A 26,394-nucleotide genomic window follows, 5' to 3' on the forward strand; every position below is an offset into this window, starting at 1 on the left:
ATTGTTTCATCCATGAACTACCGGCGCTGCCTTGCGTGAGGCTGGTCCGACCGGGGAGGCCATCCGACCGAGGAAGCCGTCCGACCGGCTTCTCGCCGTCGCGTTTCGACATGTCAGCTTCGCACAAGCAAGCGGGTGCATGGTCCCGGGTAAGGGCATCCATGCCCGGTTAACGAGATGGCTGAACCCCGGCGGCCGCCGATGGTTCTTCGTTATGCTCCAATGTTCGGAGGGCGTAGAAAATGCAGACCGGTATTTACGTTTCGCTATCGTCGCAGATGGCACTCGAGCGGCGTCTCACGACGATCGCCGACAATATGGCCAACATCAATACGACGGGCTTTCGCGCAACCGAGGTCAAATTCGACCAGGTTCTCAGCAATACCGAGAACAAGCTCAACTCCAAAGTCGCGTTCGTCTCCCAAGGCAACGACTATCTCTCCACTGATAATGGCGAGCTCGAAAACACCGGCAGCCCTTTGGACGTTGCCGTGAAGGGCGATGCCTGGTTTGCCCTCAACACGCCCGCCGGCACGGTGCTGACAAGAGACGGCCGTCTCACGATGTCGCAGACCGGCGAACTTCAATCGATCCGCGGCTATTCCATTCTCGATGCCGGCGGCGCACCCATTCAGCTTGACCCCAAGGGCGGCGAACCGACCATCGCCTATGATGGCTCTGTCTTCCAGAACGGCAAGGAGATGGGCAAGATCGGCCTTTACACCGCCGATATCAGCAAGGGGTTCCAGCGCTACTCCAACAGCGGCGTCATCACGACGGACCCGCCCCAGGCTGTGGTTGACAATTCGAACTTCGGCGTTGCCCAGGGTTATCTCGAAAATTCCAACGTCAATGGCATGCGCGCGATGACCGAACTCATCGAGGTCAGCCGCGCCTTCGACAGCATTTCGTCGCTGACCAGCACCAGCGAAGGCTCCATCAGCGACGCCATCAAGACCCTCGGCGGCAGTTAAGAGGGCTGATTGATGATCGAGGATCTGCTGCCGGAGAACGCTTTGTCTCCGAAGCTCGGGCAATTGGCGAGCCTTGCCGGGCGTTATACGATGCCGGACCATCTGGTCGCCCATGGCGGCCATGTCCGCACGATCGCGGCCGGACATTACACAGTCGCCGGCCTCTCCAGGCATGTGCGGCTCGGCGAATTCGTCGCGCACCGCTCCTCGACCGGTATTCATCTTGGCGAGGTCGTTCGCGTAGAGCCGGAACTGGCATATGTCTGTCCGATCGAGCCCGGCGAACCGATCGGCATCCATGACACCGTCATCCGCAGGGGCGCCTTTCGCATCGCGCCGACCGACAGCTGGTGTGGGCGCACGATCAACTCGCTTGCCGAACCGATCGACGGCTTGGGGCCGCTGGATCACGGCACCGAGCGTCGCTCCATTTCCAACTCGGCGCCTCCGTCGATGACGCGCAGCCGCGTCGAGAAGGGCTTCAAGACCGGCGTCCGCGCGATCGATATCTTTTCCCCGCTCTGCCTCGGGCAGCGTCTCGGCATTTTTGCAGGCTCCGGCGTCGGCAAGTCGACGCTGCTGTCCATGCTGGCAAGGGCCGAAGCCTTCGACAAGGTCGTGATTGCACTCGTCGGCGAGCGCGGCCGCGAAGTTCGCGAGTTCATCGAAGATACGCTCGGCGAGCATATGAAGAAATCGATCGCGGTCGTCGCGACCAGCGACGAGAGCCCGATGCTGCGCAAGATGGCGCCGCTTTCGGCCATTACCATCGCCGAGCATTTTCGCGATGCCGGCGACAACGTGCTGCTGATCATCGACAGCGTCACGCGTTTTGCTCACGCGATCCGCGAGGTCGCCACCGCATCCGGCGAACCGCCGATCGCGCGCGGCTATCCGGCTTCGGTCTTCACCGAAATGCCTCGTCTGCTTGAGAGAGCAGGTCCAGGTGCGGAAGGAACCGGGACGATCACCGCGATCATCTCGATCCTCGTCGACGGCGACAACCACAACGACCCGATTGCTGACTCTACACGCGGTATTCTCGACGGCCACATCGTGATGCAGCGCAGCCTGGCTGAAGAGGGGCGTTATCCGCCGATCGATCCGCTCGCCTCGGTTTCGCGTCTCGCCAGAAAAGCCTGGACTCCGGATCAGGAAAAGCTGGTGTCACGGCTCAAGGCACTCGTTCACCGCTTCGAGGAAACAAGGGACCTGCGCCTTATCGGTGGCTACCGGCCGGGGATGGATTCCGATCTCGATATGGCGGTGAGGCAGGTGCCGATCATCTACGACATCCTGAAGCAGTCTCCCGGCGAGCGACCGTCGCTTGATGCCTTCACCGATCTCGCCACTGCTTTGAAAAATGGTGCCGCACCGCCGCCCCAGCCGGCCGTGGCAAGGAGAAACTAGACGTGACCGATTCCGATGCAGATGTGCCAGTCGCTCCGCTGAAAGGGGCCGCCAGAAAGTCCGCCCTGTCGGACAAATTGCTGAAGGGCACGGGTCTGGTGCTGGCCGCCCTGTCGGCCTTCTTTCCCTGGTACGTATTCTTCAATCCCGACAAGTTCGGTATTCATGCGACCCAGGATGACCGCACCCGTATCCTTCCCGATTGGCCAGCACGCAATGTCTTCAGCGTTTCGCCTCTTGCCATGGTCAACAAGAACGACACGACACCGCAGACGACGCTTCCCGATCAGATCAACACGGCCACCATCACCGATATCGGCAAAGACGATCCGAAGGGTCAGCCGCCGGAAGACCAGCCGTTCCCCGGAAAATCTGCCTTTCACCTCCTCCACGTAGCGAACGGCCGCGCCCTGATCCAGGATGGTTCCGGCATTTACCTCGTGCGCGTCGGCTCGATCCTGCCCGACAACAGCAGGCTCGCGACCATCGAACAGCGTAACGGCAAGTGGGTCATCGTCACATCGAAAGGCGAGATCTATGCGCATGATTGAACATGCTCTTCCGGGGATCGAAGGATCCGCGGGAATGCGTTCACACGTCAGGATTGTGGGTGATTCGCTTAATTTTTCCGGAATTCGGAAAGGCTGTGAGCCGGCCCGAAAATACGGGGTGTTGACATCAGCGAATCGCCTGCCGGCAAAGCTTTTGGACTTTATTCGGAAGTTCGAATTTCCCGTAAGTCCCACGCAAGATTATCGCCCTAGTTTCACGTTGTAAGAACGGAGAGAAGCCATGCAACCGATTCAACTTTTTGACCTGGCGTCACGCCAAGCCGAATGGCTGCAGGTGCGTCAAGAGGTTGTTACCGGCAATATCGCCAATGCCAACACGCCGAAATTTCGCGCCAAGGACGTAACGCCGTTCAACGCGGTGCTCGACGATACCAATGTCGGCATGGCGAGGACCAATCCGGCGCATTTTTCCGGCAATGAGTTCAGCGAAAGCGGCGACGTCAATGTCGAGGACGCTCAGCTGAACCAGGAAATCGGCGTTCAGGAATCAGGAAATACCGTCGGCTTGGAGCAAGAACTGGCCAAGACCGGCGAAATACAGCGCCAATTCAACCTGAACACGGCGCTGGTCAGTTCCTTTCATCGCATGATGATGATGACAGTAAAGGGATAAACCCATGGACCCCTTGTCCGCCGCAATGAAGATCGCAGGCTCAGGCCTGGAAGCACAGTCGACACGCTTGCGCGTCGTTTCGGAAAATATCGCCAACGCCCGCTCGACCGGGGACACGCCCGGCGCTGATCCCTATCGCCGCAAGACGGTGACATTCGGGGCCGAAGTCGATCGCGCTAGCGGCGTGACCACAGTCGGGGTGAAGAAGGTCGGCCAGGATGAGGGGAAGTTCGTGAACGAATACGACCCGGACAATCCGGCTGCCGACGCCAAGGGCTACGTCAAGATGCCGAACGTGAACGTCCTCGTCGAAATGGCGGACATGCGTGAAGCGAACCGCTCTTACGAGGCTAATCTCCAGACGATCAAGCAATCGCGTGATCTGATCTCCTCCACCATCGACCTGCTGAAGAACTCCCAATGATCGACGCAATCAAGAGCATTTCATCCCTGTCGATGACCCGCGGTCTCGGCAACATCGCCACCGACGACGCCGCCCCCTCGCAGGCCACCGGCCTGATCGCCCCGGGCCTAGCCACTCCCGGCATGGCGAAATCCGACGGCTCGAACGGCCAGAGCTTCGCCTCGGTCCTGGGCAATGTGGCCAACAACATGGTCGGCGATCTCAAGCAGGCGGAAAACGCCTCCTTCGCCGGCATCAAGGGAACGATGGACACCCGTAAGGTGGTCGATGCGGTCATGCAGGCCAACCAGTCGCTCCAGACGGCCATGGCCTTCCGCGACAAGCTGGTTTCAGCCTGGCAAGACATTACAAAAATGACGATCTAACGGGATAGGACGAAGACACATGAGAGCGCTCGCCATTGCTGCGACCGGCATGGATGCCCAGCAGACCAATCTCGAAGTGATCGCGAACAACATCGCGAACATCAACACGACCGGCTACAAGCGTTCGCGCGCTGAATTCTCCGACCTTCTCTACCAGACCGAACGCGCCAAGGGCATCGCCAATCGTCCCAATCAGGCGACGGTGCCGGAAGGCGCCAATATCGGTCTCGGTGTTCAGACCGCAGCCGTCCGCAATATCCATATCCAGGGTGAACTCTCACAGACGGAGAACGATCTCGATATGGCGATCGTCGGCAAGGGTTGGTTCCAGGTGCAGATGCCTGACGGCACGACCGAATACACGCGCGCCGGCTCGCTCAACAAGAACGACGTTGGTCAGCTGGTGACCGTCGACGGCAATCTGATCACGCCGAACGTCACCATCCCAAGCAACGCTACGAATCTGCAGGTCAGCGAAACAGGCGAAATATCGGCGACGATCGGAACGGCGACCGTACCGACGGTGCTCGGACAGCTGCAGCTTGCCAACTTCGTCAACGAAGCGGGCCTTCAGGCCGTGGGCAGCAACCTCTTCCAGCAGACCTCGGCTTCGGGCGACCCCGTCATCAGCAATCCGAACCAGGATGGCTTTGGCTACATCAAGCAGGGTTACCTGGAATCGTCCAACGTCGATCCGGTCAAGGAAATCACCGAGCTGATCACGGCACAGCGCGCATACGAGATGAATTCCAAAGTAATCACGACCGCTGACGAGATGGAACAGATCGTCAGTAAGAACCTCAAGTAACGGAAAAGGGGCCGGACATGATGTTTCGCCGGGCAAAGCGCATTGCAATGACAGCCTTCGCGATCGCCGGCTTCTGCGCCGGCCTTCTGCCTGCGTCTTATGCCGGAGCCCAGGATATGGGCACCGCGAACATGGGCACCGCGGTCGTTCCGACCGAGGTCATCTATCCCGGCGACGTCATCAGCAGCGCACAGCTGGAAGAGCTCGATGTCACCAATCCCAATCTGACGGGTGACTACGCCAAGAAGATCAACGAAGTCGTAGGCTTCGTCTCCAAGCGGACGCTGCTGCCCGGCCGAACCATCTCCATGTCGGCGCTGCGCCAGCCCTTTGCGGTCACGCGCGGCGCCAATGCTCGCCTTGTCATGAGCGTCGGCGCCATGACGATCACGGCGGCAGGCACGCCGCTGGACGACGGATCTGTCGGCGATGTCGTTCGCGCCAGGAACATGGATTCCGGCATCATCGTTACAGGCACCGTTCTTCAGGACGGGACCATTCGTGTGGTAGCAAAATGAAACGGTTGCGTCGCATCATAACAGCGCTGCTGACATTGCCCGGCCTGGTCTTTGCCGACCCGGCCCTGGCAATGAATTCGCGCATCAAGGATATCGCGTCGCTGCAATCAGGGCGCGACAACCAGCTCATCGGCTACGGCTTGATCGTGGGCCTGCAGGGAACCGGCGACGGGCTGCGTTCCTCGCCGTTTACCGAACAGTCCATGCGCGCGATGCTGCAGAACCTCGGCATCTCGACACAGGGCGGCCAGTCGGCCGCCAAGAACACGGCCGCGGTCATGGTGACCACCAATCTGCCTCCCTTCGCAAGCCCAGGCAGCCGCATCGACGTGACTGTCAGCTCGCTGGGTGACGCGACGTCGCTGCGCGGCGGTACGCTCATCATGACATCTCTGACGGGTGCGGACGGTCAGATCTACGCCGTTGCCCAGGGCTCGGTCATCGTTTCCGGCTTTCAGGCTCAGGGAGCGGCGGCTACCGTGACAGAAGGCGTGACGACCGCGGGCCGCGTGCCCGGCGGCGCCATTATCGAACGCGAGCTGCCCTCGCGCTTCAAGGATTCCGTCAATCTGGTCCTGCAGCTTCGCAATCCGGATTTTTCAACGGCCATCCGCATTGCCGATACGGTCAACGCCTACGCCACCTCTCGTTTCGGCGCGCCGATCGCGGAGGCCAAGGATTCTCAGGAAGTTGCGATCGACAAGCCGAAAATGGCCGACCTGACGCGGCTGATGGCGGATCTCGAGAACCTCGAAGTCCAGACGGATACGCCGGCAAAGGTCGTCATCAACGAGCGCACCGGCACCATCGTCATCGGGGCCGATGTGCGCGTATCGCCGGTGGCGGTCAGCTATGGAACGCTCACCGTCCAGGTCAGCGAAAATCCGCAGGTGATCCAGCCCGAGCCCTTTACCGACGGCCAGACGGCCATTCAAAACCAGACGGACATCACAGCCCAGAAGACCGGCGGACGGGTCGCCGTACTCGATGGTCCCGATCTCAAGACACTTGTGGCCGGACTTAACAATATCGGCGTCAAGCCGGACGGTATCATAGCGATCCTCCAAGGCATCAAGTCAGCCGGAGCACTTCAAGCGGAGCTCGTCCTGCAATGATGACGGATATCAAGACGAAAATGCTCTCGACCTGCCGCGGCCTCATGGCGCCGGCGATGATCCTCGCCATGGTTGCTGGCTCCAGCGCCCTAGCAGAGGACAGCACTCCGGCGGCACCCGCTGCCGCCGCGCCGGCAAATGTCGCAAACGCCAATCCGGCCAACAGCCAGGACGAAATCCGGCAGTTCTGCACCAATATTGCTGATCCGGCGCGCGACCAGCGCTATCTTCTTCAGAAGCAGGAGCTGGAAAAGCTTCAGGCCGACGTCGATGCCCGCATAGCCATCATGGATAAGCGCAAGGCTGAATATACCGACTGGCTGAAGCGCCGTGACGACTTCCTGAAAAACGCGGACACCGGACTGGTCGAGATCTACAAGAACATGAAGCCCGATGCGGCGGCGGCCAGCCTGGACGGTACCAAGATCACCATCGCGGCTGCCATCATCATGAAGCTCACGCCTCGGCAGTCCAGTCTGATCATGGCTGAAATGGACCCGCAGAAAGCGGCCGTCGTGACCAATATCATATCAAGCGCCAGTGACCCGAATACGTCGAAGGATACACAATGAACATGCGTCTACCGGTCGCGATCGCCGCTATCCTTTCCCTCGCCGGTTGCCAGAGCCAGGCCTTGAGAGAGATCGGCAGGGCGCCGGCCATGAGCCCGATCGGCAGCGGGCTTCAATATGCCCAGACCCCGCAGATGTCGCTCTATCCCAAGCGGCCGCATCAGGTCGCTCAGGGATATTCGCTCTGGAGCGACTCCCAGGCAGCGCTCTTCAAGGATTCGCGCGCTCTGAACGTGGGTGACATCCTGACGGTGAACATCTCGATCAACGACAAGGCGAACTGGGACAACGAGACCAACCGCGACCGAACGAACAAGAGCGACATGAACTACAACGTCGCTGCCGAGATTTTCGGCTGGAAGCCGACCACGCAGGGCACCGCCACGTCCGGTTCCGACACCAGCACCGATGCCAAGGGCAAGATGCAGCGTTCCGAGCAGGTCAACCTCCTCGTCGCCGCCGTTGTGACCGGCGTGCTGGAGAACGGCAACCTGATGATCAGTGGCTCGCAGGAAGTACGCATGAACCAGGAGATCCGCATTCTCAACGTCGCCGGCATCGTCCGGCCGCAAGACGTTACGTCGGACAACACGATTTCCTACGACAAGATCGCCGAGGCGCGCATCTCCTACGGTGGTCGCGGCCGCCTGACGGAAATCCAGCAGCCGCCGCGGGGCCAGCAGGCCGTCGATCTTCTGTCGCCGCTCTGACGGGCCGGCGCGGTACAGGAACAGAAAGCAACAGGCGGACAGGCCATGGCAGAGCAGGAAGCCGAGGGTACACCGGCAAAAAAAACGTCGCCGCTGATCATGCTGATCGTGAGCCTTGCGGTGGTGACCGTAATCGGCGGCGGCGGCGGCTGGTTTGTGGGCACCTTGATCGCCCCGTCGATCTCCGCGGCCGAAAAAGCCAAGAAGGAGCAGGAGGCGGCCGACGCAAAGAAGCCCGAGGCGGGCAAGAAGCCCGACGATGCCGGGCTGCCGCACATCGCCACCGAAGCGAACGGTATCGTCCAACTGGAGCCGATTACCTCAAACCTCGCCTATCCCTCGGAAAACTGGGTGCGGCTAGAGGTCGCGCTGATGTTCAAGGGACCGCCAGATGTCAAAATGGCTGAGGATATTCATCAGGATATCCTCGCCTATATCCGCACGGTCTCGCTGCAGCAGATCGAGGGTCCGCGTGGCTTTCAATATCTTAGGGATGACATCCAGGAGCGTGTTGACCTGCGCTCGGAAGGACGCGTATCGAAGGTTATGTTTAGAACCTTCGTGATTGAATGATTCGATTTCTTATCCTGCTTCTCGTCATGATGGCGATACCGGAACTGGCGGTGGCTCAGCAGTCGCCGGCGGATTTGCTGAACCTGCCTGTCAACGGTTCGGCGGCGTCCTGGATCATTCGTACGTTCGGCCTGCTGACGGTTCTTTCCGTCGCGCCCGGCATCCTGATGATGGTGACCAGCTTCACGCGATTCATCATCGCATTCTCCATCCTGCGCACCGGCATGGGCCTGTCGACGACGCCGTCCAACATGATCCTGCTCAGCCTGGCATTGTTCATGACCTTCTATGTCATGGCGCCGACTTTCGATCAGGCCTGGAAGGACGGCGCCCAGCCGCTGATTGCCAATCAGATAATCGAAACGGAGGCGGTGCAGCGCATCGCCGAACCCTTCCGCACGTTCATGTCGAACAACACGCGTGACAAGGATCTGAAACTCTTCGTCGATCTGGCACAGGAACGCGGGCAGGCGACCACGGATGGCAACAAGATCGACTACCGGGTCCTCATCCCCGCTTTCATGATCTCGGAAATCCGCCGCGGCTTCGAAATCGGCTTCCTCGTGGTGCTGCCCTTCCTGGTAATCGACCTCATCGTCTCCACCATCGTCATGGCCATGGGCATGATGATGCTGCCGCCGACTTCGATCTCTCTTCCCTTCAAGATCCTTTTCTTCGTCCTGATTGACGGCTGGAACCTTTTGGTCGGCAGCTTGGTGCGCTCGTTTCATTAACGACTGGCGCGGTGTCCTGATCACAAATAGACGATCGAGGAACCCTTTCGGAGAGTTATCCCCAGGTCTCCTCCGATATTTTTTAAAGATCGCCGAACTTTTCCGATGGTTCGATTGCCAGGTTCTCACGGGCTGGAAGATCTCCCGGCGCCGTTTTCTTAAACCTGTCCGTAATCGGTAGGGTCTCGGAAATATATGCTGCAAAATCAGATCTTTAGAGAGATATAGGGCGGCTGTCCGATCGGCGACGCGTTCAATGCCGCAATCAGAAAATTGCGCCTTCACTACTTTAGCAATGCGGCCATGGCGCGAGGCGATTTCCGCAAGTAAACGCGTCGGTTGAGGATAACTTTACCTCTGGGAAACTATCCCGAATCAAGCGGAAATCTTCTGCATGTAATTAATCACTTGGCAAACAATAGCTGCGACATTCTCAGCACATGACGGATTTGGCTCCAGAAAACGGGGGAGCCGAGTGGCATGAAGCTGAACCGCCATCGCCGGTCTAAGTCCGGTATGTCCTCGCTTCAATATTTATCTCGTTTCGAGAGGACACCTTATGACTAGTATTCACACTAACTCTGCAGCAATGGCTGCGCTCCAGACCCTCCAGGGCGTTAACAACAACCTCACCAAGACCCAGGCTCAGATTTCCTCCGGTTTGCGCGTCGGTTCGGCTGTTGACAACGCTGCTTACTGGTCGATCGCAACGACCATGCGTTCCGACAACGATGCAAACTCCGCTGTTTCCGACGCTCTCGGCCTCGGTGCGGCAACTGCCGAGACCGCCTATCAGGGCATGAACAGCGCTATCGACCTCGTCGACGAAATCCAGGGCAAGATCGTTGCTGCTCAGGCTGAAGGCGTTGACAAGTCGAAGATCCAGGGCGACATCAAGCAGCTCCAGGGCCAGCTGTCGACCATCATCTCCTCCGCTTCCTTCTCCGGCGAAAACTGGCTGCAGGGCGATCCGTCCGGTCAGACCACCAAGAACGTTCTCGGTGCTTTCGTTCGTGACAGCAGCGGCGATGTTTCGGTCCAGACGATCAGCTACACGCTCGACGGCTCGAACGTTCTGATCGACTCGACTGGTGGCAACCAGGGCATTCTCGACCAGAGCTACAATGTCACGCCGAACACCGTGACCGTTCCGGTCAACAACAACGGTACCACCACGGACACGACCGTTCTGGCCTACACCCAGGACGGCCTGACGGGCGCAAGCGCCACCTTCGACACCAACGGCACGCACGCAAATGTCGCGACCGGCAACGCTAGCATCCCGGCCGGCGATTACGTCCAGGTTCAGGGCCAGTGGGTCAAGGCAAAGGACGTTGGCGGAACCAACCAGGACGTTGTCGCCAACGACGGCGTCACGAGCTGGGGCGTAGACACGAGCAACGTGCCGACGGCTGCCAACACTATCCAGGCTCCAGGTTCGATCATGAGCATGGACGTCACCAACATGAGCGAGGACGACCTCAACGCGATGCTCAAGGGCGTCAACGCGGCTCTGACCGCAATGACGAGCGCCGCAGCAAACCTGGGTTCGATCTCTTCGCGTATCGACCTGCAGACCGACTTCGTTTCCAAGCTCAGCGACTCGGTTACCGCCGGCGTCGGCAAGCTGGTTGACGCAGACATGGAAGCAGAATCGAGCAAGCTGTCGGCTCTCCAGACCCAGCAGCAGCTCTCGATCCAGTCGCTCTCGATCGCCAACTCCTCTTCGCAGAACATCCTGTCGCTCTTCCGTTAATTCGGCAGAGACAGGTCTTCGAAATCAAGAGCCGCGCCCCTCCGGGGGCGCGGTTTTTTTATTGCCAATCGTTACCGGTGATACGGCTCTGTTTAACATTCGTTAACCATACCGTGGTTATCTATCGTCATCGAAACGACGAGTTAACTATAAAGATTAACCAGTTGACAGGCATGAGGCCGACTGTCGTTCCCGGCGAAATCCGGAATGCCCTTCTTTAACCAATCAATTGGGGCACCTATTTATGACTAGTATTTTGACCAACAGCGCAGCAATGTCTGCTCTTCAGACCCTTCAGGGCGTTAACACCAGTCTCGACAAGACCCAGGCTCAGGTATCGTCCGGTCTGCGCGTCGGTTCGGCATCTGACAATGCCGCTTACTGGTCGATCGCAACCACCATGCGTTCCGACAACGACGCAAACTCCGCAATCTCCGACGCTCTCGGCCTCGGTGCGGCAACTGCTGAGACCGCCTATCAGGGCATGAACAGCGCTATCGACCTCGTCGACCAGATGCAGGCCAAGATCGTTGCTGCTCAGGCTGAAGGCGTTGACAAGTCGAAGATCCAGGGCGACATCAAACAGCTCCAGGGCCAGCTGTCGACCATCATCTCCTCCGCTTCCTTCTCCGGCGAAAACTGGCTGCAGGGCGATCCGTCCGGCTCTACCACCAAGAGCGTCCTCGGTGCTTTCGTTCGTGACAGCAGCGGCCAAGTTTCGGTCCAGACGATCAGCTACACGCTCGACGGCACGAACGTTCTGATCGACACGACTGGTGGCAACGGCGGCATTCTCGATCACACATACGATGTCACGCCGAACACCGTCACGGTCCCGGTCAACAACAACGGTACCACTACGGACACGACCGTTCTGTCCTACACCCAGGATGACTTGACGGGCGCAAGCGCCACCTTCGACACCAACGGCACGCACGCAAATGTCGCGGCTAGTGCCAATGGCATAGCCGCCGGCGATTACGTCCAGGTTCAGGGTGTCTGGGTCAAGGCTGCGGACGTCACCGGAACCAATCAGGAAGTTGTCGCCAACGACGGCACCACGAGCTGGGGTGTCGACACGACCAACACGCCGGGAAGCAATACCATACAGGCTCCAGGTTCTATCCTGAGCATGGACGTCACCAACATGAACGAGTCGGACCTCGACGCGATGCTCAAGGGCGTCGACGCGGCTCTGACGGCGATGACGAGTGCGGCAGCATCGCTGGGTTCGATCTCGCAGCGTATCGACCTCCAGACCGACTTCGTTTCCAAGCTCAGCGACTCCGTCAACTCGGGCGTCGGCAAGCTGGTTGACGCAGACATGGAAGCAGAATCGAGCAAGCTGACGGCTCTCCAGACCCAACAGCAGCTCGCGATCCAGTCGCTCTCGATCGCCAACTCCTCTTCGCAGAACATCCTGTCGCTCTTCCGTTAATCTTCGGCAGAGCCAGATCTTCGAAATCAAAAAGCCGCGCCCGGAAGGGCGCGGCTTTCTGTTTTCATTGTTCTGTCGATTGCAGTGAGTTCATCAGAGGGTACCGATCGACCCACTAGGCAAAAGTCATTACCTGCTGATCTGCCGGACGACGCTCTAGGCGGATCGTGCGTGAACCGACCGGGCCGAGAGTTTCGCAGCGCTATAGGCTACGCCGTCCAAGGCTGTCATGGCTTGCGAGATAAGTCTTTGCAGTGCGTCCGAACCCTGGCTCGCTTCAGCAATCAGCGGCGCGCTCAAGCATATTCTAAGCGCGCTTGCAGGCTGGCCGTTCAAATCCGCCGCGCAGGAAACCGGTTGGCCGATGCGTATGAGGGCGGCGTCCTTCCCGGAAGCAAGATCCTTGTAGACTGATGCTGTCTCGGCGGCCGTCAAAATAGTGCCGCTATAGGGATTGCGCAGATAGAACGAGAAGATCGACGGTATCTCGTCCCAGCTTGCGGGATCCGCCCCATACCACAACCGGTTTCGATCTATCGGCCGGGTATCGAGCATCTCGAAGGCTTCGTCTCGCTCAAGCCGGATGCCTATGGCCTCCGCAAAAGCGGACATGACCATCCTCACCTTGTCCACCGGGATGGCCGCGAACCGATCGAGTTCAAACAGCGCCGCCTTCCATCGCAATAGAAGGCCGAAATTCGCGCGGTGCGGCAGTATGTCCTGCGCCGCCCAACCTTCGGGCCAATCCGTTCTCGTGCAATAGTCGGCAAGCGTGGGAGGCAGGCGCCGCAGGCTCAGTGAATGGACCAGTCCGGGCGGGCACAGGAGCGCGCCACTGAAGACCGGGCCTGTCAGAAATTTCGACCCGGTGAGGGCAACGAGGAACTCATGCGCCAGATAGGCGCGAATCGTTGCAGCAGAGATCCTGAACTGGCAGGCATCGATCAGGACATCGAGCATCGACCCGAAACGGGCCTTGAGTCGGAAGACGCTTTCCAGACCCGGCGCAATGAGCCCGGTCTTTGAAACGTCGGCGGAGACGAGGAGTGAGCGCATGCCGGCAGCGCGCGCCAGTTCGACGACGCCCCGGACCTCGTCCTCGACTTCGTCCTCTGAGCGCAGCGTGCCATCCTTGTTTCGCACGGCGACTGACGTGTTCATCGTGGAGTCACCAGGATTGATTTCATCGCCCCTGGTGACGTTGCTGCCACTGCTGACGCGCTGCATGAAATGACGCCCCGACGCGGCCGTCATGACGCCGCTTCCGGTTTCGCTGCCCATGAGGGTGACCGTTATCAGCGGCTGGCCGCCCTGGCGGGACAGGATCGCGGCTGCGAAGAGATGAATATCCGTTCCCGAGGCCGCCATGATGGCCTCGACCCCGGAAAGATCGAGATCATCCCTGATGCCGAGCAGCCTGAGCAGATCGGCGCGGATGTGGTTCATTTCCCGCGCATAGATGTCGGCAGCCGGTTGGCGCTCCATATCCTGCAGAAGCTGCGCGTAATAGGTTTCGACGAAGCTGAAAGCCTGCGCGGAAATGGTGGATGCCGTCGATGAGCTGAAAGCGAGATCCTGTGGCCGGGGCAGGGGGCCGTAACCATACATGTTGAGACCGGTCGCGGGATCGCAGTCCAATCTCTCGTCACCGCCCGAAGTCAGAGCGGCAAGCAGTGCATTCCTGATATCAGCTGTTTCATTCATGCGCGCGACACTGTCCCATTGACGGCAGCCTCGCCGACGGCCTCGACGAAGCCGGCGAACAGTTTGCGCATGGCGACATGCTTGTAGGGAAATACCACGGCATCATCCATGCTGTGGACGAACATCGCCACGTCCAGTTCAAAGACAAGTAGGCGTCCGTCAGGCAGTTCGGCGCAATCTATACCGAAATAGTCAAGCCCGACGTGGCGATAGAGCGCCTCGAAACTCGCGCGGTGCCGGGCGGCGAAATCGGTGTCGAAATTCTCCATCCATTCCTGCTCGACCGCGCGCTTTGCGGCATTCTTGGCCATGCCGGCGCTCAGGTAATGAACGATCCAGTGTTCGGACAGCGCCATATGGCTCGCATATGCCTTGCCGTTGATGAATACGACGCGCTGCTTGTTATAAAGGCCATCCGGGCCGCGAAAATCGATGAATGGTGCGATGTAGATTTCGGATGCCGTGTCCCTATCGAGCCATTCCATCAGATCAGAGAGTTTCTCGATAAGCTTCATGCCATTTCCGGCATGCGTGCCGATCGGCCGCACGATGATCGGAAGCGAAAGACCCGGCGCTAAGTCATCGACGGCTCTCCTGCTCAGAGCGATATTGAGGGCCTCCTCGCGGCTGATGCGAAAGGTTTTCGGAGACAGAATTGAAGGTTCGTCGGCGAGCATGCTGCTGACGCCGTCGCGCGTCAGCCTGCTGATCAATTCCGGCTTGTTGTTCATGACAGGTCCCGGGAACTCAGCCAGCAGCTGTCGCATCCGCTCCAGAACGGGAGCGCTTTCGGCCGACTCGCCGATCGCCATGAACGCCACATCATGGGCAGGCAGGTCCGTCAGTTCAGTCATTTCGGCGTCGACATGATAAAGATGAAGAACGCAATCGCTGTGGACCAGCAGAAAATCGAGCGGCGTGTTCGCCATGAAATCGCCCGGCGTGACAAATGCCAGCAGTCTAGGCCCCTTGCCGTTCCCGTGGACAATCGAGAAGTCGCGGCGGAGTTCCACCGCTCCACGCAAGACCTGGAGCGCAGCCTCGGTGCTTCCTCGGCTTTGCAGGATCGTCGCCAGGTCGAACATTGCAGCCGCGCAATCGCTACCCTGCTTCATGGCCCGCTCCATCAATCTGTCCCAGAGCGGGGTCATATCGATTTGCTCATAGGCCATTGAAACGAGTGCTGCCATGCCGATGACACGACCGGATTCATCGATTTCGTGGCGAGCGGCGTCTAGGGCCAGCGCAGAAGATCTCTTCATGGGGCAAATTCCTCTTGTGACCCGAACTTCAGGACGCTGCGAACGAGCGCGTCGATGTCCGAGTGATGCGTACGATGATTGACGATGGCAGCGCGGATTGCAGGCCGGCCGTCGATAAGGGTCAGGGATGGTGCGACGGAGCCTTCGGCATGGAGCCGTTCGACGATCCGCGCGTTGATTTCAGCAGGCACGTTGCCCCCACGGCCTGAATAGGAGAAGCACACGATATTGAGCGCGACAGGCGCAAGAAGGCGCAGAGCCGGCTCGTTTTCGATCCTCTGGCCCAGACGGCGGGCAAGGAGGCAGTTGGCCTTGATCGAATCTCCGATGGCCCTGAGGCCATAGGTCTTGATCGTGAACCAGGTCTTCAATGCTCGAAAGCCGCGCGACAGATCCGGACCATAGTCACAGGGCCACCAGTCGCCACCCGCCAGGCCAGTCTTGGCGCGCGTCAAGTAGGCTGATTGGGAGGCGAATGTCTCGCGTTGCAGTTCGCTGTCACGCACAAGAAGGAAGCCTGCGTCATAGGGGACCTGACCCCACTTGTGAAAGTCGAACGCAAGCGAATCGCATGTTTCGATGCCCGCAAAGAGCGGCGCCAACTCTTCGGACAAGACTCCCAAAGCGCCCAGCGCGCCGTCTATGTGAAGATGGAGGTCATGGGTGTCGGCGATTTTGCGGAGTGCGATCAGATCGTCGACGGCGCCGGTATTGACAGTGCCTGCGGTTCCGACGATCAGAAACGGCTGGTTTCCGGCTTCCAGATCGCGGGCAATTTGTGTTTGAAGGGCCGCAACATCCATCTGCCCAAGCGCGTTGACGGCAATGCGTCGAAGGTTATCGCTGCCGATCCCCGCCATCTCCATCGCGCGTGGCACGCAACCGTGCACTTCACTCGACGTGTAGGCCACAAGTCGGGGGCCTGAGGCTACTCCCTGGGTGCGAGCCGCCGCGCCGAGGGCTTTTGTTCTCGCAAGGAGGACAGCGACGAAATTCGCCTGGGACGCGCCGGTGAGAAACAGCCCTCCCGCCGATTTCGGGAAGGAGAACAGGTCCCGTGCCCAGGCAGCTATCTGGCGTTCGACCTGTATCGGCATATGGTCGCGGCCGCCGAGATTGGCATTCAGCCCGGCCGCCAGCATCTCGGCCAGCATTCCGGCAACCGTGCCGCCGCCCTGAACCCAGCCCATGAAGCCGGGATGGATGTTTCCGCCGCCGTAGGGGAGAATATTGTCCCGAAACATCGCATGGACGTCAGCCAGTTCCATGGGCTGGGCCGGCAGCTCTTCGTCAAACAGCGCGCGGGCGGAAGAAGGCGCGGGCTGCCATAGTGGTCGCTCGCGTAGCGTCTCCAGATGATCCAGCATATCGTCCAGCATCCGATGACCCTGGTCGCGCAGTGCCTGCCAATCCTCCGGGTCAAGGCTTGTCGCCGGGCGGCGCTCGTCTTCTCCCTGAATTCCTGCACTCTGAAGGGTCAGCATCCCTGCTCCGCATGTTAAAAAATATCGCGGCCTATGGCGGCTAATCAATGTGTCGCAATGCGGATGGCATTCCGGTGATCGATCGCAATTTGTCGTCGGGAGACAGTAACCCCCCTAAGTTGGCGCGAGGCTGACTTGCCGTTTAGGCGAATTTGAATGGGGTCATTGCACTTATGGCCTGCAAAAAGCAGCGACCCGATCGACGGAACTGGATCGTAGCTTGTGTCTGACAACGCCATGGCAGCTAGTCACTTGCCTGATGCCATCAGGTTTTGTTAACTATAAATCGCAAGTGATTTGCTCCAAGCGACGAGCCACGCCGGGATTTTCCCGCTGGTGGGCATGATGCCGAATGGTCGCTGCCGGTTTCTCCGGCCTGCTCCTTTCCATGAAAACAACGGGCCATTCCATGAGCAGCACCGTGACATCCAACGCTTTCACACTCGGCGCGCTTGTCATCCTACGCGGGGTGAACAAGGATCTGGATACCGTTGAGAAGCAGGTGTCGTCCAACCTGCGCATTCAGACGGCTGCCGACGATCCGTCCTACTGGTCGATGGCAACGACGATGCGTTCCGACACCTCGACCCTGTCGACGATCGGGGACGCACTTTCGCTCGGTGCCGCGAAGGTCGATACCGCCTATACCGGACTGACCTCGGCGATTGACGTCGTCACCAAGATCCAATCCTTGCTGGTCTCGGCGAAATCGCCGGGTGTCGACAAAGATCAGATGAACGTCACCCTCGGTCAGTATGAGGACCAGCTCAATACGATCACGCAGGCGGCAACCATTTCCGGCGAGAACTGGCTCTATAACGACGACCAGAACGTCAACTCGACGAAGACGATCGTCAGTAACTTTGTCCGTGGGACCGATGGATCGGTCTCTCTCGCAACCGTAAACTATGATGCGACGCCGGCCGTGCTCATCGATACCGTTGATCCGAGCCGCGGATTGTTTACCAAGGATATCGACGCCAGTCAGCTCAATCCGGATGGAGCCTCGTCACCGGCGCGGAACTACTATCTGCTTGCAGCCACCGGCGGCACGCCCCCTGCGGACGGCACTGCCGTCACCATATCGAATTCCACCAGCGATGATCAGATGAGCGATATGATCAGCGTCGTGGATTCGATCCTGAAGCAGCTGACCTCCTCGGCAGCAGATCTTGGTGTTGTCAGCAAGCGCGTCGACGAGCAGTCGACATTCGTCTCGCAGCTCGGCGATACCGTCACCCAGACTGTGGGCAATCTCGTCGATACGGATATGGACGAGGCGTCCAGCCGCGTATCGGCGCTGACGGCAGCACAGCAGATGGCCGTCCAGTCGGTATCAATGGCCAACACCATGGCAAGCAAGATTCTCATTCTGCTTCAGGGTAAATGACCGCGGGCGTTCCAAACGCGGAGGCGGTCGACCACAAGGTCGATCGCTTTCCGCGGATCATGTGTCGGCATCATTCATCTTCGCACAAGTTTGACTTCGTACTTTCGGACCAGAAGGCATGCTCCCGCTGCTCTGGCCGGTATGCCCAGGCCGAATTTTCGGCTGCAGGACGGAAACCGCAAGCGTGATGATCGACGTTTTGAGCATGAAGAATGAGATTGAAGGCCCAGCGGGCCACGTCTGGCAGCAATATCCGCTCACAGAGGAGGCGTACGAATCATGAGCCCCTCTCTTTCCCGTTATCTTAAGGACTTCAGCGCCGAACAGGCGCCACCCCCTCCAGTCATTCCGACGATATCCTTCGCAGAGGAGCCGATCTTTGCGGATATTCCCGCAGAGCCCCCGGTCGATGTGGAGGCAGAGCGGCGCGAGGCCTATGCCGAAGGGCAGGAAGCCGCGACGCTCGAGCTGGGTGAGAAGCATCGCGCCGAACTGGAAGCGATCGAGGCCACCCATCGCGAAGAACTGGAAGCACTCGAGGCCAAGTACAAGGTGGAGATGGCCGAACAGATCGCCGAGAAGCTGAAGGCCATTGCGGCGGCGCTCGGTGACGCTGTCAGCGTCGAGACTGCAAAGGCGCTCTCGCCCATCATGACCGAGGAATTGATCGAGAGGGCAGTGGCTGACCTTGCAACTTTGGTCACGGTCGCCATCCTCGACGGGGAGGCCGGGCCGATTACAGTCAGCGGTCCTCGCGATCTCTTCGACAATCTTTCCGAGCATCTCGGCGAGCACGCGGAACTGCTGCGGCACGTCGAGGCGGAGGATGTCGATCTCACTGTGACGATTGGTGAAAGCGTTCTGGTGACCCGCATGTCTGCCTGGGCCGATAGCTTGAGGAAGGTTCTGGAATGAGTGAGGGCGAAAACCACCACAGCGGCAAGCACGAGATCATCATCGTCAAGCGTCATGGCGGCGGCGCCCATGACGGCGCCCATGGCGGCGCCTGGAAGATCGCCTATGCGGACTTCATGACCGCGATGATGGCCTTCTTCCTTGTGATGTGGCTGGTCAATGCTGCAAACCAGCAGACGCAGGCCTCGGTCGCATCCTATTTCAATCCCATCAAGCTAGCCGACGAGAAGCCGACGCAAAAGGGGTTGAAGAAGCCTGTCGATCAGGCGGACGGCGAAGAAAAAGCTGAGAAATCAAAGCAGAAGGAAGACCAGCAGACCAACGGTGCTTCTGCCAAGACCGGAGACGACCAGACCTCGACGAGCGGCGACCAGACGAACTACTCCGAGGCGGATTTCTTCGAGAACCCCTATTCCGTTCTGGCGGAGATCGCCCAGGAAGTCGGGCAACAGGCCAATGTGAGCGCCAAGGGCGAGGGCGGTGCGGCCGAATCCGGTCCCGCAACGGGTGCCGACGGCGGGAAGGCCTATCGCGACCCCTTCGACCCGGATTTCTGGACCAAGCAGGTTCAGATCTCCACAACGTCGAAGAATACGCCGCAGGGCGAGGAGAGCACCGCTGCCGAGGCTGCGGCGAAGGGTGAGGTCGTCGCGATGGCAAAGGCCACGGCGACGGATCAGGGCGAAGTGACAGAGCAGCCGCAGACGCCCGAGGACCAGGCCGACAGCCAGGTGACGAAGCCGCAAACGCCGGATCAGAAAAAGCATCCGGGCAAGCAGCCGCAAACTCCGTCGCAGGGCGCGCAGGATCAGGCAGCCAACGATAAGGCGGATGCCGCGCTGGATCAGGCGTCGCCGAACAAGGCATCGACGCCGCCTCCCACCAAGGCTGAGCAGCAGCAGGCCCAGGATCTGAAGCAGGCAATCGACAAGCAGATCAGCGGCGTCGCCGGCCAATTGGCAGAGGGACTGCAGGTGACCCCGGCCGAAGGCGGCCTGCTGGTGACGATTTCCGACCAGGGCAATGATCCGATGTTCAACGTCGGCTCAGCAGTGCCGCGCAAGGAGATGGTTCTTGCCATGGAAAAGATCGGTAAGATCCTTTCCGACAAGAAGGGCGCGGTGGTGATACGCGGCCACACGGACGGCAGGCCTTTCCTCAAGGATGGGCAGAACGACAACTGGAGATTGTCTCTGGACCGTGCGCAAAGCGCCTACTACATGCTGGTTCAGGGCGGGCTGGACGAGAAGAGAATATCGCAGGTATCGGGCTTCGCCGATCGGCGGCTGAAGCTGCCGAACGACCCCTTCAATGATGCCAACCGGCGTATCGAGATTCTGATTCAGGGTAACCAAGGCTAGCTTCAATGGCGCGCGCAAGGCATCGCTACAGCATCGCATTGGCCCTGGCTCTCGGCACGCTCGTGTCGGGAGCCGGTCGCGCTGAAGATCAGGGCGATCTTCCTCCCTACAAGATGCTGCGCTCATTGCAATTCGTCCAGGATTCAGTCGTTCTTGGCGACAATTCCGCCGGCGAAATGCAGCGCTTCATGCTGTCGACGCTGGACGAGCGCCTGCGCAACGCGGACAAGTCCGTTTTCGACGATGGCCGCAACGTCGATGCCGTCATGATCTACGCGATGAGCGGCGGCAATCCCGACACGCTCGAATATCTTATGTCCCGCGATGTCGATGGACATTTCGACAACCGCGTCGCCGACCTCCTGCGGAAATATCTGAGCGGCAAGGGTTTGCTCGTCGTCAATTCGCTGGCCGATGTCGCCAAGGAATATCGCGACAAGAAGATCGGTCCTTACCTTTCGCTGGTTGCCGGAAACGTCATGATGGGGAAGAACCCGAAGGCGGCGCTGCAGCTCTTCGATTGGGCGAGGTTGACTGCGCCCGGAACGATTGTCGAAGAGGCCGCCCTGCGTCGCTCTGTCACGCTGACAGCGCAAGCTGGAATGATTCCCGAGGCTCTCGGCTACTCGCAGCGGTATGTCCGCCGGTTCCTGCATTCGCCCTATGCCGGCCAGTTCGCCGATCAGTTTGTGCAGCTGGTGGTTGATCACAGCGCCGACGTCAAGCAGCAGGATATTATCGACATTCTTTCCTTCATGGACCCACCGCGGCAGCGGGAAGTCTACCTGCGCATTGCGCGGCGATCGGCGGTCGCCGGCAAGATGGATCTGGCAAAGCTTGCTTCCACCCGAGCGCAGGATATCGGCAGCGATGGCAGTGATTCGTTCAATGCGCTCGCAAGTTTTTACGGCGGCATCGCCAATATTTCCTCACCAGATATCGGCGTTGCAGTCCGGGATATCAATCAGATCCCCGAGGGCGAGCTCAACCCGCGAGACCGTGCTCTTCGCGATGCCGCAAAGGCTGTAGCAGATGCCGTTATGCGCGAACCGGATGCCAAAAGCCTCGCGCAAGGCTCGCAAATTAATATTTCTAATGAAGATAATGCTGAACACGGTGGCGCCGCTGCTTCGCAGACGGAGGGGAACCAACCCCAGATTGCGGCGAGTGTTGGGCAAGGAGCCGCTGATGCGGCCCCGACCCAGAAGGGAGATGGGCAGGAGGCCGCTTCTCCGTTCAATACATTCGTCACGACAAGCCGCTCGAAGCTGGATGCAATCGACGGCCTGTTGAAACAGGAAAGTCATTGATCATGGTGGGTGTCGGTATTCCAAGCGCTCCGGTAGGGGCGGGTTCAACTGTCGCTACGAAAGGCGCCAGCAGCGCCAAGGGCCACGGCCATGGCGGTAGCCATGGTGACGATTTCTTCGATGTTCTGAGCAAGGCCGCGGGTGGCGACGGTGACGATCAGTCCGATGGCGAAGCCTCGGGCGCATTGGACGGCAACGATGGTGCTCAGGACGGCGGGAGCGCCGGTGCCCTGACAGGGTTGGTCACCGGCGCATCAGGCCGCGGACGCCGAAGCAAGCCGTTGATTGATCTTCAAAAGACATCGTTCAATGGACAAGTGAACCACGCTGCCGAAAAGACCGGCACCGACGAAAAGTCGGCAACTGCGGCGTCGAAGCTGCAGGCTGCAAATGCGGCTCAGATGGCCAAGGGTCAGAAGCAGGGCGGAAAGGGCGCGTCTTCCCTCGAAACCTCCTCTGCGGGCGACGGGCTCAAGGAAGAGCAACACGTCGGCAAGACGACCAAGGACACGGCGTCCTCAATCGGCGACGACGGCAGCAAGTCTGAACAATCTCATTCCAAGGGCGCCGCTTCCGATGCGCTGTCACTGCTTCACGGTCAATCCGGTGGCGATCCGGCGCTTGCGGCACAGGCGATCCTGAGCAATGCACCGCAGGCCTCAGGTAGTCAGCGTTCCTCGAAGGACGCGGACCGCAATGCGACCGTAAAGGACGTTCAGTCGGCATCGCTCCATGCCGGAGCTGATACATCGGTTGCCGACACTGGCGACGCCGATGCCTCCGGCAAGGCTTTCAGGTTGAGCCGTGCCGACGGACGCGGACAGTCGCTCGATATGTCGATCGGCAAGGGCAAGGATCAGGCCGCAGAAGTCGATGTGAAGGCATCGACCGGCGGCGCATCGGGTGCAGATGTAACCGTGCTCGATTCACGTCGCTATCTCGGTCTCGCGCCGGGATCGAATTCCTCGGCCGTCATCGGCTCGATGAGCGGCGACGGGGAATGGTCGAGCGCCATGCAGCCGGGTTCGGCGCTCTCCAACGAGGCAAGCTGGACAGGCACCGGCAAGGTCGTCAACACTTTGAAAATCGAGTTGAACCCCGCCGATCTCGGCGTCGTCACGGCGACGATGCGCTTGTCGGGCGATGATCTCACGGTCGATTTGAAGGTTCAATCCGGCGAGGCCTATCGCCAGCTTCATAACGATCAGGGCGCAATGATGGACGCGCTGCGCTCTCAGGGCTACTCGGTCGACAAGATCACCGTGACGCTCGTGGCTCCGTCGCAGACGGAGGCGAATTCCCAGTCTGGCTTCCAGGGTCAGTCCCAGCAGCAATCCCTGCCAAACCAGGGACAGAGCAACGGACAGGCACGCGGACAAAACTATTCAGGGCAGCAGTTCGATGGAAATGACATCGGTAGGACCTCGGGCGAAATGGGCACGGAAGATAACACTTCTGGCAGCTATCGGCGCGGCGGCTCTGGCGACGTCTATCTCTGACGCACAGGCCTCCGCCGGCAGTTCTGCGTCGGGCCTGTGTGAACGCGAGATCCGGTCCGCAGCGGCGAAATATGGCATCCCGGAGGGCATCCTTTACTCGGTCGGGTTGACGGAAACGGGGCGGAAGGGATCGCTTGATGCCTACGCCATGAACATCGAGGGGAAGGCGGTATTTCCGCCTTCGGAAAGTGCAGCGCTTCAGGAGTTTGCGATAGCCCGTCAAGGCGGCGCGAAGCTGATCGACGTTGGTTGCATGCAGATCAACCAATACTTCCATGGCGAGAATTTTTCTTCTGTGGAAGCCATGTTCGATCCGCATAGCAATGTCGAATATGCGGCCAAATTCCTGCGCGATCTCCATGACAGGCATGAGACCTGGACGATGGCGGTTGCACGCTATCACGCCGGCCCGAACAACAATCCCGCGCAGAAGGTATATGTGTGTCGGGTGATCGCCAATCTCGTGGCGACAGGCTATGGCAAATGGACCCCGAACGCGGCCTCATTTTGCCAGAATTGATAAGCTGTTAAGTTGTATTTCTGCCACATCCAAGAGTCCTCCAATGTGGCGAGAATGCGGAAAGAAAAAGGACGGCAAGAGTGACCGTCATAATCTCTTAACTTTTCCACCGTCCTTTTGTGTCAATTTGGTTCAATAGCCACTAGATGTAGTTCAAATCGGCGCTTGAATCTTAATCAATTATTAATTTCTGCCACTGACTTCCCACAGTTGTTCGTGATTCCCGCGATTCGTACTCATCGCTCATCGGGTAACACCACACTGATTCGGAGGCGGACGAATGATCGTAGTGGTTGATGAGCGTGAGCTTGTTAAAGATGGCTATACATCTCTTTTTGGGCGCGAAGGAATTCCCTCGACGGGTTTTGATCCGCGCGAGTTTGGCGAATGGGTCCAGACGGCGGCCGAGGGCGACATCGCGGCGGTTGAGGCATTCCTGATCGGTCAGGGACAGCACGTGCACGAGCTGCCGCGGGCGATTCGTGATCGCTCCATGGCGCCGGTCATCGCGGTCAGCGATCAACCATCACTAGAATCGACTCTTGCACTCTTTGATTGCGGTGTTGACGACGTGGTGCGCAAGCCGGTTCATCCCCGGGAAATCCTGGCGCGCGCGGCAGCTATCCGTCGCCGCCTGAAGGCAATCACCAACTACACCGACATCGGGGCGATCCGCGTGTTTGCGGACGGCCGTGATCCGGAAATCAATGGCGAGATCTTTGCCCTGCCGCGGCGCGAGCGTCGTATCCTGGAATATTTGATTTCCAATCGCGGGCGCCGGGTTACCAAGACCCAGATATTCAACGCCATCTACGGCATCTTCGACGAAGAGGTCGAAGAGAACGTCGTGGAAAGCCACATTTCCAAGCTGCGCAAGAAGTTGCGCAAGAAGCTCGGCTTCGACCCGGTCGATTCCAAGCGCTTCCTTGGCTACTGCATCGACTGGAATTGACGTCGAGCAGCCGACGATAACGTCCTCCGGAAAGCTGTTTCATGATGATCCGGCTTTTCTTCCTTCCAGCCAGCTTCACGCAAGGCCCATAAAATAACTTGGTACTACGAGGAAAATGAGGATTTTCAGATGAGCATTTTCGGCAGTATGAAAACGTCGGTCGCTGGGATGAATGCCCAGGCGAACCGTTTGAGCACGGTTTCAGACAATATCGCCAACGTTAATACTACGGGCTACAAGTCAGCATCGACCGCATTTTCCACGCTGGTGCTGCCCTCGGGCACCGGAAATTACAATTCCGGTGGCGTAGAAACCTCCGTCCAGCGCGCCATTTCGGATCAGGGCGACATTTCCTACACGACGACGACGACGAATATGGCCATCAGCGGCGACGGCTTTTTCATTGTTCAGGACGCCAATGGAACGCCTTTCCTGACTCGCGCCGGCGATTTCGCGCCGGACAATAACGGCAATCTGGTCAATAGCGCCGGCTTCACGCTGATGGGCTACTCGTACAATTCGGGCTCGCCCTCCGTTGTCGTCAACGGCTTCACCGGTCTCGTTCCCGTTAATACCGCCCAGAGCGGTTTGACCGCGATTGCTTCGACGTCAGGCACGCTGAAGGGTAACCTGAACTCCAACGACGCGAAGATTTCAGCTACGCAGGATCCTGCTTCGACCTATCCGAACACGAGTGGTACGACTTATTCGGAGAAGAGCTCGGTCATCGCTTACGACAGCCAGGGCAATGCCGTCACCTACGACGTCTACTTCACCAAGACGCAGGATCTTCCGGCCGACCCGAGCGATGAATGGGACGTTGCGGTTTACAATCACGCCGATGCTGCGAGCGGCAGCTCGCCGTTCCCGTATGCGAACGGTCCGGTCGCTACGGATACGATGGATTTCGACGCGAATGGCGCGCTGACCAACGGTGGATCCTTCACCATGAACGATCCCACCAACGGGCTGTCGATCTCGATGGATCTCACGGGCTTCACGCAGCTTGCGGCCACCTTCGGCGCGACCGGCGACATCAACGGCCAGGCACCGTCGGCGGTCAAGAGCGTGACGATCGGTACAGATGGTACGGTCTCGGCTCTCTACGCGGACGGCAGCAGCAAGCCGATCTACCGCATCCCGCTTGCAACGGTTCCGAGCGAAGACAATCTGACGTCGCTCAGCGGCAACGTCTATTCCGCCAATGGCGATTCGGGCGTGACGATCACGGGCTTCCCCCAGTCTGCCCAGTTCGGAAAGCTCGTTTCTGGCGCGGTCGAAGAATCGAATGTCGACCTCGCAGGCCAGCTGACCGAGATGATCGAGGCGCAGAAAAACTACACCGCAAACTCGAAGGTCTTCCAGACCGGCGCCAACCTGCTCGACGTTCTGGTCAACCTCGCGCGATAACAGGA

26 protein-coding genes are annotated in these 26,394 nt (G+C 59.3%); 23 read left to right on the forward strand and 3 right to left on the reverse strand.

Going from position 1 to position 26,394, the window contains the following annotated elements:
* Positions 1-242: 242 nt before the first annotated feature.
* The 15 genes from flgF to EV561_RS10840 all read left to right on the forward strand — a co-directional run bounded on the left by flgF (position 243) and on the right by EV561_RS10840 (position 12,582).
* On the forward strand, positions 243-974 hold the full coding sequence (flgF, locus tag EV561_RS10770; protein ID WP_132521137.1) for a flagellar basal-body rod protein FlgF: 732 nt from the start codon (positions 243-245) through the stop codon (positions 972-974).
* A gap of 12 nt (positions 975-986) precedes the next feature.
* On the forward strand, positions 987-2,384 hold the full coding sequence (fliI, locus tag EV561_RS10775) for a flagellar protein export ATPase FliI (protein ID WP_132521139.1): 1,398 nt from the start codon (positions 987-989) through the stop codon (positions 2,382-2,384).
* A 2-nt stretch (positions 2,385-2,386) separates the two neighbouring features.
* Positions 2,387-2,935: a flagellar protein gene (locus tag EV561_RS10780; RefSeq protein WP_132521141.1), complete on the forward strand. Its 549-nt coding sequence runs from the start codon at positions 2,387-2,389 to the stop codon at positions 2,933-2,935.
* A 241-nt stretch (positions 2,936-3,176) separates the two neighbouring features.
* On the forward strand, positions 3,177-3,569 hold the full coding sequence (flgB, locus tag EV561_RS10785) for a flagellar basal body rod protein FlgB (protein WP_132521143.1): 393 nt from the start codon (positions 3,177-3,179) through the stop codon (positions 3,567-3,569).
* A gap of 4 nt (positions 3,570-3,573) precedes the next feature.
* Positions 3,574-3,993, forward strand: coding sequence for a flagellar basal body rod protein FlgC (gene flgC, locus EV561_RS10790; RefSeq protein ID WP_132521145.1), 420 nt, complete (start codon positions 3,574-3,576; stop codon positions 3,991-3,993).
* Positions 3,990-4,358, forward strand: a complete 369-nt coding sequence (locus EV561_RS10795) for a flagellar hook-basal body complex protein FliE (RefSeq protein WP_132521147.1) — start codon at positions 3,990-3,992, stop codon at positions 4,356-4,358. The genes flgC and EV561_RS10795 overlap by 4 nt, the downstream gene beginning before the upstream one ends.
* Before the next feature lie 19 nt (positions 4,359-4,377).
* The gene (flgG, locus tag EV561_RS10800) at positions 4,378-5,166 is read left to right on the forward strand and encodes a flagellar basal-body rod protein FlgG (RefSeq protein WP_132521149.1); all 789 of its coding nucleotides are present in this window, start codon (positions 4,378-4,380) and stop codon (positions 5,164-5,166) included.
* Positions 5,167-5,183: 17 nt separating this feature from the next.
* Complete coding sequence (gene flgA / locus EV561_RS10805; RefSeq protein ID WP_245512643.1) at positions 5,184-5,684, forward strand: flagellar basal body P-ring formation chaperone FlgA; 501 nt, start codon at positions 5,184-5,186, stop codon at positions 5,682-5,684.
* Complete coding sequence (locus EV561_RS10810; protein ID WP_132521151.1) at positions 5,681-6,799, forward strand: flagellar basal body P-ring protein FlgI; 1,119 nt, start codon at positions 5,681-5,683, stop codon at positions 6,797-6,799. Before flgA ends, EV561_RS10810 begins: the two co-directional genes overlap by 4 nt.
* Positions 6,796-7,371: a MotE family protein gene (locus EV561_RS10815; protein WP_132521153.1), complete on the forward strand. Its 576-nt coding sequence runs from the start codon at positions 6,796-6,798 to the stop codon at positions 7,369-7,371. The genes EV561_RS10810 and EV561_RS10815 overlap by 4 nt, the downstream gene beginning before the upstream one ends.
* Positions 7,368-8,081 (forward strand): flagellar basal body L-ring protein FlgH, encoded by a 714-nt coding sequence (gene flgH, locus EV561_RS10820; protein WP_132521155.1) that lies wholly within the window; start codon positions 7,368-7,370, stop codon positions 8,079-8,081. Before EV561_RS10815 ends, flgH begins: the two co-directional genes overlap by 4 nt.
* Positions 8,082-8,126: 45 nt before the next feature.
* A complete protein-coding gene (locus EV561_RS10825; protein WP_132521157.1) occupies positions 8,127-8,654 on the forward strand; it encodes a flagellar basal body-associated FliL family protein in 528 nt (175 codons plus the stop codon).
* Positions 8,651-9,388, forward strand: coding sequence for a flagellar type III secretion system pore protein FliP (gene fliP, locus EV561_RS10830; protein WP_132521159.1), 738 nt, complete (start codon positions 8,651-8,653; stop codon positions 9,386-9,388). The genes EV561_RS10825 and fliP overlap by 4 nt, the downstream gene beginning before the upstream one ends.
* A 559-nt stretch (positions 9,389-9,947) precedes the next feature.
* A complete protein-coding gene (locus EV561_RS10835) occupies positions 9,948-11,144 on the forward strand; it encodes a flagellin (protein ID WP_132521161.1) in 1,197 nt (398 codons plus the stop codon).
* A gap of 244 nt (positions 11,145-11,388) precedes the next feature.
* Positions 11,389-12,582 (forward strand): flagellin, encoded by a 1,194-nt coding sequence (locus tag EV561_RS10840; protein WP_132521163.1) that lies wholly within the window; start codon positions 11,389-11,391, stop codon positions 12,580-12,582.
* A gap of 156 nt (positions 12,583-12,738) precedes the next feature.
* On the opposite strand, the gene EV561_RS10845 is transcribed toward EV561_RS10840, so the two are convergent.
* The 3 genes from EV561_RS10845 to EV561_RS10855 are packed head-to-tail and all read right to left on the reverse strand — an operon-like array spanning position 12,739 to position 17,032.
* Entirely contained in the window at positions 12,739-14,286 is a 1,548-nt protein-coding gene (locus EV561_RS10845) for a hypothetical protein (protein ID WP_132521165.1), read from the reverse strand.
* Positions 14,283-15,548 (reverse strand): tetratricopeptide repeat-containing protein, encoded by a 1,266-nt coding sequence (locus EV561_RS10850; RefSeq protein WP_132521167.1) that lies wholly within the window; start codon positions 15,546-15,548, stop codon positions 14,283-14,285. Before EV561_RS10850 ends, EV561_RS10845 begins: the two co-directional genes overlap by 4 nt.
* Complete coding sequence (locus EV561_RS10855; protein WP_132521169.1) at positions 15,545-17,032, reverse strand: pyridoxal-dependent decarboxylase; 1,488 nt, start codon at positions 17,030-17,032, stop codon at positions 15,545-15,547. The genes EV561_RS10850 and EV561_RS10855 overlap by 4 nt, the downstream gene beginning before the upstream one ends.
* A 421-nt stretch (positions 17,033-17,453) precedes the next feature.
* Between EV561_RS10855 and EV561_RS10860 the strand changes: the two genes are divergently transcribed.
* From EV561_RS10860 to EV561_RS10895, 8 genes are all read left to right on the forward strand, one after another.
* Complete coding sequence (locus EV561_RS10860) at positions 17,454-18,422, forward strand: flagellin (RefSeq protein ID WP_245512644.1); 969 nt, start codon at positions 17,454-17,456, stop codon at positions 18,420-18,422.
* Between the two features lie 279 nt (positions 18,423-18,701).
* On the forward strand, positions 18,702-19,337 hold the full coding sequence (locus EV561_RS10865) for a hypothetical protein (protein WP_132521173.1): 636 nt from the start codon (positions 18,702-18,704) through the stop codon (positions 19,335-19,337).
* Positions 19,334-20,698 carry a MotB family protein gene (locus tag EV561_RS10870; RefSeq protein WP_132521175.1) on the forward strand — a complete coding sequence of 455 codons (1,365 nt, stop codon included), beginning with the start codon at positions 19,334-19,336 and terminating at the stop codon, positions 20,696-20,698. Before EV561_RS10865 ends, EV561_RS10870 begins: the two co-directional genes overlap by 4 nt.
* 5 nt (positions 20,699-20,703) lie before the next feature.
* Positions 20,704-22,008, forward strand: a complete 1,305-nt coding sequence (motC, locus tag EV561_RS10875; protein WP_132521177.1) for a chemotaxis protein MotC — start codon at positions 20,704-20,706, stop codon at positions 22,006-22,008.
* A gap of 2 nt (positions 22,009-22,010) precedes the next feature.
* Positions 22,011-23,507 carry a flagellar hook-length control protein FliK gene (locus EV561_RS10880; RefSeq protein WP_132521179.1) on the forward strand — a complete coding sequence of 499 codons (1,497 nt, stop codon included), beginning with the start codon at positions 22,011-22,013 and terminating at the stop codon, positions 23,505-23,507.
* Positions 23,416-24,027 (forward strand): transglycosylase SLT domain-containing protein, encoded by a 612-nt coding sequence (locus EV561_RS10885; RefSeq protein WP_132521181.1) that lies wholly within the window; start codon positions 23,416-23,418, stop codon positions 24,025-24,027. Before EV561_RS10880 ends, EV561_RS10885 begins: the two co-directional genes overlap by 92 nt.
* A gap of 280 nt (positions 24,028-24,307) precedes the next feature.
* On the forward strand, positions 24,308-24,979 hold the full coding sequence (locus tag EV561_RS10890) for a winged helix-turn-helix domain-containing protein (protein WP_132521183.1): 672 nt from the start codon (positions 24,308-24,310) through the stop codon (positions 24,977-24,979).
* A 129-nt stretch (positions 24,980-25,108) separates the two neighbouring features.
* Positions 25,109-26,389, forward strand: coding sequence for a flagellar hook protein FlgE (locus tag EV561_RS10895; protein WP_132521185.1), 1,281 nt, complete (start codon positions 25,109-25,111; stop codon positions 26,387-26,389).
* Positions 26,390-26,394: the final 5 nt, after the last annotated feature.

It is taken from the genome of Rhizobium sp. BK376, from assembly GCF_004341625.1.
Lineage (GTDB): Bacteria > Pseudomonadota > Alphaproteobacteria > Rhizobiales > Rhizobiaceae > Rhizobium.